Origin of the sequence: Caballeronia concitans (assembly GCF_001544615.1) — a bacterium.
Classification (GTDB): Bacteria; Pseudomonadota; Gammaproteobacteria; order Burkholderiales; family Burkholderiaceae; genus Caballeronia; species Caballeronia concitans.
The window spans coordinates 1-16263 of record NZ_FCNV02000027.1 but is presented as its reverse complement, the minus strand read 5'-3'; the positions used below and the strand labels follow the sequence as shown (position 1 = coordinate 16263).

Sequence of the window (16263 nt, the reverse complement as noted above, 5' to 3'; positions counted from 1 at the left end):
TAGGCTTAAACATAGGCAGAAGACTACCTCAAAATTTAAGCGTTGCCGCATGTCCGGTGTTTGCGGGGGCCGGCCCATCGACCAAATCATCCCCTGTCAGGAGTGAATGCCTGGAATCGTCCGATAGTGCTTCAATAAAGACTTTACCCACCGCTAAAGCCCGTTCGCGCAACTCGGGGTTGGCTCGGCGTGACATCGCGGAGCCAATCGCGAGAACGACACGATCCAACTCAGCCATGATTTTCAAAAGTGCTTCGGTTGTCTCCATTGACGAAGCCATCAGAGTGCCGACTGCATCGGATATCTCAAAGGCGATGTCACCGACTCCGGCGCGCGGACTGCCAATTTCGACTTTTGTCTCGTTTTGGGTCGGCTCCTCGTTGGTTTGCTCTCGTTCGGAGATTGATGTTTCGATGCGGTCGGCTAGTTTTCCGCCGTCCGTAGCCGGTTGAAATAGGTCCGAAACGCGTTTCGGTAAACTGGCAGCCAAAACGGTCCAATAGGTGTCGCCTACTGGAGGATACCGTTTTGGAGAATACATTCCGTATAGCCTAAAAGGAAACTGTCGCCATCCATTTACTCCTCGGGTTCGATGGTCAATATCCGAAGGGAGTGCGCGCATCGGCGTGTGCCCAAAGGATGGCATACCGAGGTCATGCAATACCAAAGCAACGAACTGAGAACAGACAATCCCAGCATCGTGCTTTGCTGCCTTCCGCGATAACGACGACAATCGGTATCGCTGAGAGTAGTAAAATTGCACAGCGCTTATGAATCGCTCCGGACTCCTATAGAACCTGAGCATTTCAGGGTGCCTTGCGACCCTGCAACGTTTCAGATCATAGGCAAACGCAGCCTCCCTCCACGGTCGAATGCGCACTCCCGGTCCAGGCATGGCATCGGCTATATGAGTATCGTTCACTACTAACGCGACGTGAGTGAAGTCCGCTGTCCGTAGTGGTCTAAAAGCGCGCATTGCGCGTTGGCCGGCTTGATTCGCAATTGCTTTCAATCCCACGCTGCATAGAAGAAGCACATCGCCTGGCAACACATGGTGGTCAAAGTCTGACAGAGTAGTTGTCATGAGCTGCAGGTGAGAGTCTACGTTAAGGCGCCCAAGCTTCGCGGAATGCCGGAGGTAGTACTAATGCGGCAGCAACAACGCTAATCACTACCATCCCAAATATATGGGCCCAGCCTAATAATCGTAGAGCTTGCTTTTCGGAGCTGATGTGCTCGACGGCGACACGTGAATACGCCCACATTAGTGCGACAATCAAGCCAACACAATATGCTCCCAATGCTTTAGTATGCCCGGAGAAGCGATCGATAAAGACTACGGCGGTACCACTCAAAGCAGCAGCGAGGATCGTTGTTAGGGACTTTGCAAAGATGTCATAACCTTGGACGAAACGTAACCCATAGGTCACGATAGATCCGACAAAACCACCGAGCGCAAATAAGCCTAAAAAGTCCATATTCTCTCCGCGCTGAGAGCGCTCAGGGTTATCTTTCCCCCTGATAGTTTAGACGCTAATCTTTAGGTTCGAAAGGTCGACACAGCGCTTCAGCAGTCGTCCGGTGATATTGTTCAGGTTATTCACGCTCATGGTCGGTCGCCAAGGTTCGATGCGGCCACCAACTTTTTGATGGCAAGCGCATTGATTTTCGGACCCGGCGGCAGTGCCTGTCCCTTTGGTAAATTGGCTGACATTCATAAGGCCATCGTGGTAGCCGAGTATCGGCTTCTGGAACCTATCGAGGTTATGAACCGAGCGTTCTTCTTCTGGCTATGCGACCAGAAAAAACGGAAAAGCTTGTGCACTACATTCAACATAAGGGGGATAAATCTCGTTCACGGTCGCGACGTCAGATGATGGGATTGCCCGCAAGCGATGAACAAAACATCCCTTCTTAACGATGCGAAGTAGGAATTCACCTCGGTCAAGCCGCAAGATGGGGGACCGTTTCCAGCTGCGACTAGGCAGGCAGTCGCCGTCGGCTCTAGGTGTAATGCTGCCGCTCGACCGGCAGCAACCTCAGGTCGTCATATGACCGCTAGTGCCGCATTGAGGCAGCGCCACCGACAAGTTGCTCGCCGGAGACCGGCCATTGACGAGGGCCGACGAGACCTCAGCCAGCGTGACTGGACGGAGACCTCGGAGGGCCGCTTTTGGGCCGGTTGCTGAACTTGAAGTTCGAGCGAGGTCCAACGCGAGCGTCCTTCCGCAGCCGACCCAATTCGGCCGCCGGACGAGGCGCAATAACAGTGACGGCCTCCCAAACGACAACGGCCATTGGGTACCGCGTGCGCGGCCGCTGCCGCCTGATGGCCGCCTTGGCCCGAGCGGTCTCTGGGCGGCACGCTCGAATGCAAACTACTCATGGTCGGCGCACGCGAGTCGCTTCAAATCAAACATCTTTTCCCAAAAGCTCCAATCGCGCATAGACCATTTCGCTGGAATACTTTTTCTGAATGAGAAATTGTCGAAGCACCATGTTCTTTTTGGCCAAATTACATTGAGCGCAAACTAAAACTAAATTGGCTTCTCGCGACGTTCCACCTTTAGAGACGGGATAGATGTGATCCAAATGTGCATCCGTTATCGTCAACGCTTCGAAACAATACGGGCAGTTTGGCAAAATTGAAAACTGCTTTTGGAAACGCTTTCTTATGGCCTGTGCCTGCTGCCTCCGCTCTTTCTCGTTATTGGCGGCTCTGGCCCTAAGTTCCTGCTCTTTCTTCTTTTGGATTTCGATTTTGAGCTTGTGTTCGGCTAATTTGCATTCGAGGTCACCGAAATTTACTTCGGCATAGTGGAGTTCCATTTTGTGGCCCGCGATTGTCAAGACGCAGTAAGCCTTTGGTGTGCTTAGATAGGTGAAGCTCCGATTTTCCTTAAACTGTGAAAGCTTGATCACGTCAGGATCTAGTCCAGCCTTGATTTTTTTGAATTCTTGAATAAGGGGCGGCGTTAGCTTGGCGTCGTATTTTCCGGATGCAGTACTGCCGTATCTGTCACCCGGAAGGCTCAGGTCTTCGGATATTTCAATATAGCTTCCGAATACTCCCTGCAGAACTCCGACTCTGCATTCGTATATTAACTGTCTGATCTTCGTCAGTTTTTCGAGGCGCGGTTTTATATTTGAAGCCTCAAAAGCGTCTCGCTTGGCCTGCATAGCTCTGTTTTCTTCTGCAATCTTCTTGTTCTCCTTTTCCGCATCGTCGTTCGCTGCGCGGTAAATTGATAGCTCTTTTTCGTATTCTGCGATCCTCTTCCTTATTTTGTTGAGATCGGCGTGAGTTAAATTATCAAAGCTCTTCAACCGCGGCGTAACTTTCTTCGAACCTCTTGCTCCGTAGTAACGCATTCCGACTCCCCCGAATCAATTTATGTTGTCACTGCCGAAAAACTGTTGGTGTCGCCTTGCCACCTTTTTTTCTTCGCAAGCCGCACTCCATCGCTCATGCGCACGATCGTATTCAAACCAAGTTGCCTCGCGGTCTCGAACGGTAGACGCGGGACTAATGGGCGCCTTCGCCGCCGCGCGTACGAAGCTCTTCGATTTTACCGCCTCGTAGTTCGAGATAAACGACACCGGCTTTGAACGGTTCTTCGTAGAGAGCCGCGCAGCAGGCTACCGCTCCTACCGTCGTCGCAACTCCCAGTCTTCAATCCGGCCCTCCGCCGCTCGTCGACCGCATCGAGGGGCTCAAGCGAAAGCCGCAAGCCTTCAAGGGGCTGGCGTTTCGCGACGAGCTGTTTCCACGTGAGGCCTATCGCCGGACGTGGAGCAGCTCGAGGCACGGCTGACGCAACGCGACGCGTGCAAGACCATGGTCGGACTACCGCTTGCTGTTCACGCGGACCAACGAGATCGTGCAGAAGCTGCAGGCCGCGCATCAAAGCCTGCAGCTACCCTGAACTTCGCCTTCATGCTCACCTATGCTTTGAGACAGCAGATAGGAGGCTGTTGTGAACGCACCGGTCGCGCCACGGAAGCGCAGATGGATAAAAAATGGCAAATCCATGCCGAAGGCGATCGCCATCGGCAAGTTCAAGGTGAAAGTCCGTTCAAAGCGCCGATGGTCGGGACTCGACGCAGCCCTGCGTCACCCCATAACTTTGCTCCTGATAGGGTTTCTGCTCACCGCCGTAATCGGCAATCGAATTCAGACGAAGCAACACGAGATAGAAGAATCGCGGGCCGAGATCTCTTCTGCATCACTCGCTATAAGCCATATGAGGGAGGCCCTTGCTGAATACTCTTTACGCGCTCGAATACACGGTGAAGACTTAGTGCACAGTGAAAAGAACGCAGAAGCAATGCGCGAAGTTTGGATCAAAGCCGATGTTGCGATACAGGCTAACACCTACCCGGTGCTGGCCGCTTTCCCCGAATATGATGGAAGAATTAACGAGCATTTACGCTGCTTGGCCGCTACTCAGAATTCATATATCGGGTCTAGCTTACGCTGCGGACCGGCCTACAGCGGCGAAAATTATCAAAGACGCGAGTCTTGAAATGCAAACCTGCATTGAGTACTACCTCTCAGCATACGAGTTGGTATTAGACAGATTCAACCTCCCACCGGAACTTCGTTCGGAGGCTCTGTTTCGCAACTTGGAGGGCAGGCATCCTGAAGAACATCTTTTGTCGTCTTGCCCCACGCCATTTGCCCCTTATGACCGAGTGGATTGATCCGCAGCCGGCTATGGAGCGGCCGTAGTTGCCCGCTTTCCGATATCGCTGTTCGAGCGCCGTGAATCGCGCCGTGCGTGCCCCGAACTTCGGCTCCCGACCCGTTGCAGTCGCTCGACCCCACGCGAGCCCCGACGGCAGCTTTCAAGATATATCGGCCATCCAAGCACGCTGCCACGTTGGCAGGTGGGAATCGGGTCGCGCGCCCAGGCCTTTGAAACGCTTCTTGATTGGCAAAAGCGGTGCCTTGACCGTCGAGGCGCAGGGCCGACGCCTGGCCTCCCACGCCTCGCGCATCCTTGCGGCGCTCACTTAAGTTTAACCGGTGTCGTGCCGGGGTTTCGAACAGTCCCCCCAGTGTGTGCACACCACGCGGGACTCCATCTTCGATATGGGTGTGCTATGTGAAATGAGAAAACAAGTTGAGCTGGGGTGGTACGTCCTTCAACAGTTAGCTCATCAAAAACATCGCCGATGCCTGTCAACAGAACGCGGTCTCGTCTATCGGCTATTTCAATCGCAAGCCGACCGTCGGCAGTCGGCTCAGAGCGGCAAATAAGCGTGTACTTGCCTAACTCGATCAGTGCTACCTCGTGCGCGCCCTTTGTTAGATCATGAAGGTTGCCGCCCGGCCCGAAAAGTGCTTTGGAAGAGAAAATGTGAATCTCCCGCCCGTCTGACAACTCGACTGCCTCGACTGACTCACAGTCGCATTCGATCGTGGCACCCGGAAACTCCGGCTGAGCGTCGCGCTTAATTGGCCGGCTTCCGATGGCGTATCCTTTGTGGCGCTTGCCACCGTCGTCTCCAGTGTCAAAGCTCAGTAACATATCCATTTCTTGATCCGCCCTTCGTCTGGGAACGTTGAACATCCTAGGTCTAGTGAGCAGTCTGCCACTTCGCAGTCTCTCGGGTGACCGTCCGGTTAGGGGGCTCGAACCTGCGCTGTCCCGGTGCTATCGCTGTCGCGGTCGACTTCCTCTGAATATGCTTCGAGTGGATTGATTACCGGACAGGCCTCGCATCGCCTCCCTTCAATTTCACCGCTTAACTATAGGTCAGAAAGCGGAGGTCGTGAAATCTCGAAATAGACCTATTAGCCGCGACCGAAGTACGTATCCCGGCCCGACCTCGCTGGCCCGGGATACGTGGCCTTGTTAAAAAGGCGAAAGGCTACGGTAGGCTGATCGTTGAGCCCCGCACTCGCACGTTACTTGATTGACTCTTGCTGCATTTTCGCATCCGAGGATATTCCCGGCATAAAACGACAAACCTGCTACAGACGTTGCGAATGCTTCCAAGGTACGACGGCCGGCCGTTCGCACTGCGGTCTCCCAACACTTCAATTCTGCTCTAGCCGACTCTTGAGTGGCGGTGCCGATCAGGCTCTACGAGTCGCTTTGCTAACGTGCGTACATCACCGACCGCAAATGTCAGCTCAGCGCATGATTGTTGTGGCCCGTTGCTGCCAATCTGTTAGTTGTTGTACTTGGCGCATTGCGGCGCACTAGGAATTCGTCGCGTCGGCAGAGGGAGCAAGTGAGTAGCCGATACGAAAGTTGGCGTCTTAAGATACCCATGCGCAGTCAATGGGGCTTCGAGCCGCGACTGTACTTGGCGAAGCAAATCTTCTCATATGCGCACTGTGCGGCCTACACGCGGACCACGCGATACGAAAAGGGCGTCTATTCTTTCTATACGCTCTCGTTCTTCCGGGGTAGGACATGGCCGATTCGAGCACGATTGTCCCAACCGACAACGTCAGCGGCATCACGCCGGGCCTCATTGAGGGCGGCGCTTTCAGCGTCTCGCACGATGGCGCAGCCAATTACACGCTGCCGCTGTGGGTTCCTGCGGGAAAACTTGGCATTCAGCCGGAGCTCGCGCTTCGCTACAGTAGCCGCGGGGGTAACGGGCCGCTCGGTGTCGGATGGATACTCACTGGCATCCCTCAGATTCGGCGAAGCCGTAAGACATTTCCCGACGATGGCGTCGAGGAACCCATTCAATTCGACCAGAGTGATCCCTTTACGTTTGACGGCGAGCGCCTCGTGCTCGTCGGCGGAGTGCATGGCGTCGACGGCGCCGAGTACCGGACCAAGCGCGACACCTTCACGAAGATTATCCTGCACGATGTCGATTCGGCGCCGGACGGCACCATCTTGGGCCCGACGTGGTTCGAGGTTTTCCAGAAGGATGGTCGCATTTTTGTCTTCGGCGGCGTCGGCGGCGAGGATCTAGGTTCGCGCTTCGAGGGGACGGCGCAGCATCTCACGCCGCAGATCCTGATACCGACCAGTCAAACGACACCTCAAGACGTCTGGAACTCGGTGTACCTCACGGATGTTCCCGTCCGCTTTGCGTGGTCACTTAGCAGCGTGCGCGATCGTGCGGGGAACACGCTTCTCATCGGCTACGACGGTTACCCATCAAATCCGGGCGGTCCTCTGCCTGCGCGCGACTACGTGCCGACCAAGATGGTGTACACGGGCAATCAAGCCGACGGAAAACCGGCTTTGCGCTCGGTGGAATTCGTCTGGGAGGATCGCCCAGATGCGCAATCGACTGTCATGTCCGGGTTGCGCATTCCGCAGAACAAGCGGTTGAAGGAACTGCGCATGAGCGGGCCCGATCCGACGAGCACGGATCCTCAAAACATCAGCCTGCTGCGCCGATACACCCTCTCATATCAGACCAACAGCGTAAGCGGTCGGAGCTTGCTTGCGAGCATTCAGGAGTTCGACGGCTCTGGCATTGGGAAGCCACCGCACAGCTTCGAGTACGAGCGCGGGCAAAGCACTTTCCGTGAGATCCCGACCGGCCTTCAGGATGCACCGGGGCAAGGACCGGTGTGGGGTATCAAGACCACGCCGCAGGGGCGCAGCCCGCTTCCCGGGCGCATCCGGGTCGCCGATTTTAACGGCGATGGGAGGGACGACATCCTCTACGTGCCGCGCAGCGACCCGAACCACTTTTACATTTTGCTGTCGGACCCGTCCTCGCCCACCGGTTTCTCGGCCCCATTCCCGACGGGCATCCCCGTTCCCGCAGGCACTTTCGATCCGTTGAATAACCCGGAGAGCGAACGTGTCTTCGTCTTTCCCGACGCGGCCGGTGACTGGATGAACATCTTCGTGCTGGACGACAGCGTGATTGGCATCCCGACTTACCGCGTCTACCACTGTGGCACGGACCACTCTGGGGTAGCAGGCGCACCGGGTAATTTCCTCGTCTTCGAGGGGAACTCTGTGCCACCGCTGTTCACGCCGGGTCAGCCGATCGCGGGATCCATCGAGGTCGTTGATCTTGACGGTGATGGTCTACCCGATCTCTTCCACGCGGACACGGGCAAAAACCCCGCGTTTCCGCAGTGGTACGCTCGCGCTAACCTCGGCGGCAATCTGAACTTTGGGCCCGAGGTGCTGAGTCTTGCCGACTGTCCGCAAACCCAGCTTTACGCGAACCTCGACGGTGGCAATCGCGCGTCTGTCCTCTTTGACGACTCGCTGACGACAGGAGGAGACCCTCGCTTTTCTGCCGCACAGTTTCAGCGGCAAGGCACGAATTTCCAGGTGAAATCGAGCCTGACAACGCTCCTTCGTGACCAGAGCTACATCTTTGGGGACTTCACGGGCATCGGGCTCCCGTCGGCATTCAGCGTCGGCAACCCGGCCTTCAGTGATCCAACTCTCGCAGAAAACAGCGGGGGCGGTTTCTCGACGCCGATACCCTTCGTTGAACCGCTCGTGCAGCAGCCACCGGGATTCCAGCCTGCGTTGCGCGTCATCGACTCGTACCAGGACGGAACGGCACAGTTGCTCGTGCGTACCCGGACGGTCGTGCAGACAAACGATGCCATGTTCGTCCTGCGCTGGAATGGTTCGAGTTTCACTCCGGCGCTCTTGCCATTCACAAGCACATGGAATTTGAACTATCCGGAACAGTTCGACGTCTTCGAGGTGTTCGACTGGGATGGAAATGGGCTCGACGACGTCGTGATGTTCAGCAATGGCCAACTGCGCGTCTTCGTGCGCGATGGTCACAAGGCCGACATGCTGACCGCCGTCGTCGACGGGCGCGGCGCGCGAATCGGCGTCACCTACGCGCCCATCTCCGATCCGAGCGTCCATACGGCAGGTTTCGGCTACGTGTACCCGCAGCGCGCGGTCTCCGGGAAGGTCTGGGTCGTGTCATCGCACTTAGACGACGACAGCCTGGGCGGCGTCAACACGTATCAGCTCCGATACGAAGGGGGCATCGAGGATGTTACCGGCATCGGCTTCCTGGGCTTCCACGCGCGCACGGTACAGCACGCTGAGACCGGGATCACAACGCGGACTACGTACTACCCCGAGTTCATTGGCTGGAACGGAATGTATCCAATGCTCGGGCTGCCGATGACCGAGGAGACGCACGTGCCGCTCGGCAACGGCGTCGAGCACCGGACAACGTGTCAGACGACGTATTCGATGCGGCCCATCGTGGCCCAGGTGCCGTACTTCGTGTTCCCGAACACGATCGTTGAAGAGAATGTCGAGCTGGCCAACGGCGTTCCGACGATGCCCGTCCGTAGACGGACGATCTCGCAGGACATGGACGCCTATGGCAACGTGACGACGTATTCGGAGACGTGGAGCGACGGAAACAAGCACACCGCAACCTCGACGTATTCGAACGATCCGAATACGTGGCTCATTGGCCTGCTCACGATGCTCGTCGAGCAGAGCACGACGCCGAACGGTATGACGCAGACGCGCAAGCGAGCATACGAGTATGACGCGCAGGGGCTGCGCTCGCGCGAAATTATCGAGCCAGGTCCGCCCGGGCCGAACGGCTATTTGCCTCTCGGGCCGCAGCCGGACGGAATCAAGACGCTGTATCGGTCGATCGACCGGTATCCGAACGGCAACATCTACCGCATTGTCGAGGAGGAGACGACGGCGTCCATGGGCGCGAAGCGCTCAAGGACGATCATCTACGACGATCTTGAGGAACAGTTCGCCGTCGAGGTGGACAACGCGCTCGGGCATCGCTTGCGCGCCACCTTTCACCCCGGCTTCGGGGTAGTTGCCAGTCTTGAGGATCCGAATGGCGTGCGGCGTGTGCGTCAGTACGACGGCTTTGGCCGCTTCCGGCACGAAACGTCACCGGACGGTGCCGACGTCACGGCGAACTACATCGACCTCAGCGGCGGGCTGTTACAGGTGACGGTCGCGACGGCGGGGGGCAGCCAAGTGCTTTCTGTGTTCGACGTGCTGGGGCGCCTCGTGAAGGAGACGGTATACGCGCGCGACGACGGCCTCCCGACGGTACGCGAGATCCAGTACGACGGGTTGGGGCGAGTGGCAAAGGCATCACGGTCGCATTTCGCAACGGACCCACCGGACTTCGACACGTTCTCGTACGACGGCCTCTCGCGGCCGACCGGCTGGCTCGGGCCCGACGGGAGCACGACCTCGAACGAATATCGCGGCGAGTGGGTCATTTCGACGGACGGGAACAAGAACGCGACGGCAGTTCGCATTGACAACCTCGATCGCGTCATCTTCTGCACCGATCGGGACGCTGCGTTCGTCGGTCAAGTCCCCGGCCCAAGCGGTACGACGTACGAGCACGGCCCTTTCGATACGGTCGTGGCGGTCACCGACATCGCCAACAACGTGACAAAGGCGACGAGCGATCGCCTCGGCCGGATTGTCGATCTGGTCGATCCGGACCGCGGACATCGGGCGTTCTCCTTTAACGCCTTCGGCGACCTGGCGCAGGAGACGAAGGCGGGAAGCCAGGTCACCTCGTACCAGTACGACCCCGTCGGGCGGCTGTACTGGATCCAGGACGTCGTGGACGGGGACGTCAAGTACACGTGGGACACCGCAGCGGACGGCATCGGCAAGGTCGCACAAATCGACGCGCCCGCTTCGGGCGTGACGACCGCCTATGCATACGACACGGCGGGGCGGCTCACGCAGAAGACGTGGACGATCGGCTCGGACAAATACTCGATCGTGCGCGGCTTCGATCCGTTCGGGAGGATCTCGAGCATCACATATCCGAAGGTCGGGACGAAGAAGCCCTTCGTACTCGGCTACCGATACGGCAACTTCGGCCAGCTTCTCACGGCGGCGGACACCGCCAACGGCGGGCAAAGGTTCTGGACATTCGGCGGGATGGATGCGACGGGCCTCTTCGGTCAGGCGCTACTTGGCAACGGTCTCCGGGACGTTCGCAACGAGGATCCCGGACGCCCCCAAGCCTTGAAGTCGATCGTCACGGTCAACGCGAAGGGCAAGGTTCTGCGGAACCTGACGTACAAGTTCGATCCTAACTTCAACGTGCAGGGACGCGACGACAAGGTCCTCGGGACGAAGGAGAAGTTCGAGTACGACGCTTTCAACAGGCTTATCCGATGGACGTGGAAGGGAGTGCCGGGCACACGGCGCATCAGGTGGGACTACGATGATATTGGCAATATCCTGAAGCGCGCGGTGGAACTGGGGCCGGGTCGTGACCTAACGTATACGTACAATCCGTCGGTTGCCGGACCGCACGCGGTCGTGTCGACGACGCTCGGGTCGTATCAGTACGACCTGCGTGGCAATCAGGTGGCCGGCCCGGGGCGGACGGTGCGCTACGGGCGCATTGATCTGCCGACGCGTATAACACACACGTCCGGGGCGCACAAGGGCGCCATCGACTTCACGTACGATGGCGAGACGAACCGTGTACGGTCCGTCGACTCGACGACGCACATCACATCCGATACCGTGGACGGGCTCTACGAGTTTCGCCGACCGAACGGGAAGTCGAGGACCAGCGGGAAGCACATCTTCACGATCCCAGTGCTGGGTCGCCCGATCGCGCAGCGGATCTGGACCATCGCCCGCAAGGCCCTGACGGCGGACGAGGTTCGGTATCTCCACGCCGACCATCAGGGGTCGATCGATCTTGTGACAGACGCCAAGGGAAAGCCTGTCGAGCGCCTGAAGTATGATCCTTTCGGCCGACGGGTGAGCCCGAAGGATCCGTCGAAGCGGCCCGGTCCACTGAAGGCGGATCTCCACACGGGGTTCACGGGTCACGAGCACGTGGACGACGGCTGGAACCTCATCGATATGAAGGGCCGGTTCTACGACCCCGTCCTCGGCAGATTCTTGACGCCAGACCCGTTCACCCCGCGGCCTCTGAATCCTCAGTCGTGGAACCGCTACGCGTACGTCCTGAATAACCCGCTGACACTGCGCGATCCAAGCGGTTTCAACGGATCCGACGATGATTCCGGATCGACGAAGGACAACGACACGGACTCAGCATCCGGGCATGCGTCGCCGTCCGACACACGGTCGGGGGCACCCAGCCCGCAGTACTCCGACACCAAGGGCAACCCTAGCTATTCATCCACGAAGCATGAGGGCGAGATTCCGAAGAATGGCGAGACGGTCTACGCGCCCGGCATCACGACGATGCAGCAATGTCTCGCCGACGCGAAGTGCGCCGACGCTCACGTCATCACGCGCACGGAGAATCCCCCGCCGCCACCGCCACCGCCACCGCAGAGGAACGACGATGGCTATGGAGGTGCGGGGCTGAGCGGGCCGCCGCCCAACCCGAGGATGGCTCCCGAGCACACTAGCAACACCGGACCGCACGCATCCGATCTCATGACGCGTGTGGGTCGCGCCGCCAAAGCTGACGTGCAATGGGCGATGGCGGCCTTACCAGGCTATGGTGGACGGTCCGTAGCGAGCATCTACGCCGAAATGGCCGCGAAATGGCCATTCGCGATTTCGCCGTTCCCGTATGGCGTGTACGCAATCGTGGGCACCGAAGGTGAATTCAAGCATGCTAAGGGTGAGGCGGCGTGCATCGCCGGTTATGACCCGGCCATAGGGTTTCATGTAAGCCTGCTAGCGGGAGGGGGCCTTGGTCGCGAGAAAAGCGTCTCGGCGTTACGCGAGTGGACATTGATCTCAAGTTCCGGGCTAAAACCCTCTGAGACACTCTTGCTTGGCGAAAAATCGACAAATGTGGGAGGAGTCGGTGGCTGGAAGGCGATTGGTCAATCGTCCGTGGGAGGTTACGCTTTTTTCCCTGTATTCGAACTAGACCACTGGATAGAAGTATTCGTCGGCGCTGGCGTATCTATTTCTCAGTCATTGGATAATCATGAAAAATTGGAGCGCCAATGAGCTCGTTGGGAGCAGTGAGCCGGGTCTGATAGGGCAAGACTGATGCCTCGCCAGACGTTATTTTCAACGCGTCGCTCGACTACAGGAACGGTTGAGGGCTAATGCCACGTGGACGACCTCATTCCTCGAAAATTTGGAACATGATATAGGAAGGAGCAATCATGCAAGGTGCATTCGATAGCAATATGTCAAACACGCCAGCGTTGACTTCCACCGGAACCAATGGAGCAATAGCTGTCCAGGCTACGAGTGATGGCACAAGCGTCATCGAGGCATACAGCAATGCGCGCACCGCACTAGTAGGGGCCACGGACAGCGGTATCGGGCTATATGCGCAAGCGTCAAGCAAGACCTACGGCATCGGCGTACGTGCTCAGGCCGAAGGCGGCTGGGGGATTAACGCTACCAGCGAAACTGGGGTTGCCGTGTTGGGGCAAAGCACTACCGATGTTGGCATATTCGGACAGAGCTTGGGGAATAGCTTTGGTGTGGTCGGCAATGCTCCCAACGCTGGGGTGGCGGCGTTCAACCCGAATAATAATCATGCAGCTTACTTAGCATCCGGGTGTTGTGCGGCATGGTTCACGGGCGATGTCCATGTGGCGGGCACATTTAGCAAGGCGGGTGGCGGATTCAAGATAGACCATCCGCTCGACCCGGAAGGCAGGTACCTGCAGCACTCATTTGTTGAGTCGCCGGACATGAAGAACGTCTATGATGGCATCGTCACCGCCGACGCGAGGGGCGAGGCGACCATATCGCTGCCGGACTATTTCGAAACTCTCAACCGGGAGTGCCGCTATCAGCTTACCGCAATTGGCGGTGCGGCCCCCGAACTGCACGTCGCGCATGAGATCCGAAACAATCGCTTCAGCATCGCAGGTGCCACGCCCGGGATGCGTGTGTCCTGGCAGGTGACCGGGATACGCAACGATCCATGGGCTAAGGTAAATTGCATCGAAGTGGAACTGCCAAAGCAAAAAGATGAGCACGGCTTCTACCTTCACCCGGAGCTCCACGGGCACGGGCCTGATAGGGCCATCGGTGAACTGCGCCACCCACGGGTCGCGCGCTCCACTGGCTGACTCGCGCTGAGCGTTGAGCCATGGACGATTCAAGCGCGAGACCCGCATCCGGAACACAACGGCCTCACCGTCGCGATAAGCCAAAGCCGGAAGCAATCTGATCGCTCGGGCTGATGATCGAGCATCTTTCGTTGACTTACAAATGGGCCGGTTACGGGGCAAATCCGACGCTTGAACGTCCGACTGACAACGCACGTGAACGACGGCTTGTGGCCGATAGCGTCAGCTCGATGAACGGTCTCCGAGCGGACGTTCAAGTCGTCCACGCGAGCCTTCAGGCAATGCGTCCGAACGCGAACAAACCGCCATCTTCTGCCTTTCGTCAATACCATTGCACGGACACTCGAACGTCAGCTTCACGCGTGGTGGCGGACGATCGTAACGTAAATTTAAAGCTACACTACTTCGTCACTGTGCCGCAATTGCATGGCCAGGAAAGCCGAAATCTGTCATCGATATTCGTTAGATTAGGTTTCTCGCTCGACTGAAACACGGAGCACGGTCGAACTCTATCGGCGATCTAAACTTGAGATGTTCGGTATTACGGAGATCGACAAACTGCTTTTTCTGACCAAAGGCTCGCCCGCTCAGATAGGGTATCCGTGTTGTCTCGTAACGAGAAATAAACTTGCTTGTGTCCAGTTGGCACCATTATCTGCCCCGCCCTTTTTGTCATTGCTAGCGTGTCCAGTGGGTTCCGTTGCTAAAGATCAGTTGGTGGCATGCTGCATCGGGTTTGGCAGTCGCATTCCTCCAATCGGGAATTCGATAAATATTCGGCTTCTCCTCATAGCTATTAGCTTGATCACCTACCTCGTTAGTGAACAGGTAGCTGCCATCGCTGAGGCGCGTAACGCTGGCTTTACCAGGGATGTTATTTTGGCACGGAGCAACAGTACAAGTGTAATTGTCTGCGATGTCGCAATGTCCTTGCCCATGCGCACTTTCTATTGCCACTGCGAATTCCGAAGCAACCACTACTGTTCGGACGATTCGCACCATCAATCGTTCATTTTTCATGGCTAGATCTCCGCGTGCGTGCAAGCGAGCAGTCATCCTTGCCAAAAGGTAACGCGCTTCTACAGGATAGGCACCTCGAAGTGAAAAGCAAGCACTCACGCATGCCTGGTCTCACCAGCGCCGCTTTGCCCTCCGACGCGGTGCATGCTGCACGGTGGTGACATTCGCAGAAACTAGCTGAGGGACTGCAACGGTCCGACTTCACCGACTGACCTGAAGGTCGCTTACGGTCGCTCGCGCGGGGAACCAACCGCGAGACCGCCAAAGGCAGCGGGAAAGGCGACTACGGCACGGATAACGACCTGTCTGCCCTCAGCAGCGTTCGCATTTTTTTGAGTTCTGTCCTAGCATACTATGGTTAATTTGCTGGCACGGATACGGCGATAAACTCAACGTTTTCGCTTATCCAACACCAAAAATAGACGGATATACGTTCGCCGGACCTAAAGCGATGAAAACCCAAGATTTCAAAGCGTCCGTATTTATCGCCGGCTCTGCCGTTCTCCTGCTGTCGCTTATTCCCGCAGGCGCGGCTATTTCAGAAGACACTTCGCAACAAGCGTTGGATACAATAGCAAACTTCGCAGACCGCCTATGCCAAACGGTGCCGATTGACATCCAGTCCAGCCGCGTAGAGCTGAACGGTTCAGCAAAGGCAGAATTGGCAGGGGTTATAAAAAAATTAGCAAATTTCGGAGTTGATGGTGCAGGGAAATATTCGACAGACGAGTCTAAGAATGTGCTTCAGAAAGATCTCGCACAAACACTTCAAGGATCACGTGATTGCAGGCTTCAGGTTTGGAACGATCTAAAAACCAAATTCAACATCGGCAATGTGCAACCGCCTGCCGCATGCCGGGATAGATCTCATGGTGTAGAGAATTATAGACGCGAATACGATGTAACGCAGACTTCGCCGATGATGGGCGGGGGATTTGACCAACCTCGCTGGTGTCAACAGGCTATCGCACAACTTCAGTCTCAGAATGCAGACAATGAATACAGCGTCCGCGGCTCCTCTGAGAATAGCCATAGTACATGCCCGCCGCTTAATTGTCCGCAGTATCAATACACGTGCACGATTCACGTGAAAGCGGACCCAATTTACGTCGAGAAAGTCTCGCCTGCATGTAAGTAGACGTCTGCTCATGAAGGAGAAAGGGAGGACGCGAAAATTTCACGGAATAGGTCGGCGGTTTCAAGGTTGAAGCGCAACAGCGAATTTAATGTTTAGAGCCCTTACGTTGAGCTGCGGAAGCGAGTGTGGC

The 16263-nt window shown here is 56.9% G+C and carries 8 protein-coding genes; 4 read left to right on the top strand and 4 right to left on the bottom strand.

Features of this window, described 5'->3' with window-relative positions:
- Positions 1–28 precede the first annotated feature (28 nt).
- The 3 genes from AWB72_RS27905 to AWB72_RS27895 form a co-directional block, all read right to left on the bottom strand.
- On the bottom strand, positions 29–541 hold the full coding sequence (locus AWB72_RS27905; RefSeq protein ID WP_143754717.1) for a hypothetical protein: 513 nt from the start codon (positions 539–541) through the stop codon (positions 29–31).
- 565 nt (positions 542–1106) lie between these two features.
- Positions 1107–1478 (bottom strand): hypothetical protein, encoded by a 372-nt coding sequence (locus AWB72_RS28765; RefSeq protein WP_143754716.1) that lies wholly within the window; start codon positions 1476–1478, stop codon positions 1107–1109.
- Between the two features lie 934 nt (positions 1479–2412).
- Positions 2413–3372 (bottom strand): HNH endonuclease, encoded by a 960-nt coding sequence (locus tag AWB72_RS27895; RefSeq protein WP_087129140.1) that lies wholly within the window; start codon positions 3370–3372, stop codon positions 2413–2415.
- A gap of 605 nt (positions 3373–3977) precedes the next feature.
- On the opposite strand from AWB72_RS27895, the gene AWB72_RS28755 reads away from it, so the two are divergent.
- The 3 genes from AWB72_RS28755 (at position 3978) to AWB72_RS27885 (ending at position 13975) form a co-directional block, all read left to right on the top strand.
- On the top strand, positions 3978–4526 hold the full coding sequence (locus AWB72_RS28755; RefSeq protein ID WP_143754715.1) for a hypothetical protein: 549 nt from the start codon (positions 3978–3980) through the stop codon (positions 4524–4526).
- Positions 4527–6428: 1902 nt separating this feature from the next.
- Positions 6429–12890 carry an RHS repeat-associated core domain-containing protein gene (locus AWB72_RS27890; protein WP_087129139.1) on the top strand — a complete coding sequence of 2154 codons (6462 nt, stop codon included), beginning with the start codon at positions 6429–6431 and terminating at the stop codon, positions 12888–12890.
- A gap of 161 nt (positions 12891–13051) precedes the next feature.
- Positions 13052–13975 carry a hypothetical protein gene (locus AWB72_RS27885; RefSeq protein ID WP_143754714.1) on the top strand — a complete coding sequence of 308 codons (924 nt, stop codon included), beginning with the start codon at positions 13052–13054 and terminating at the stop codon, positions 13973–13975.
- A 678-nt stretch (positions 13976–14653) separates the two neighbouring features.
- On the opposite strand, the gene AWB72_RS28750 is transcribed toward AWB72_RS27885, so the two are convergent.
- The gene (locus AWB72_RS28750) at positions 14654–14995 is read right to left on the bottom strand and encodes a hypothetical protein (protein ID WP_143754713.1); all 342 of its coding nucleotides are present in this window, start codon (positions 14993–14995) and stop codon (positions 14654–14656) included.
- A gap of 451 nt (positions 14996–15446) precedes the next feature.
- On the opposite strand from AWB72_RS28750, the gene AWB72_RS28745 reads away from it, so the two are divergent.
- Positions 15447–16133, top strand: coding sequence for a hypothetical protein (locus tag AWB72_RS28745; protein ID WP_143754712.1), 687 nt, complete (start codon positions 15447–15449; stop codon positions 16131–16133).
- The last annotated feature ends 130 nt before the right edge of the window (positions 16134–16263 follow it).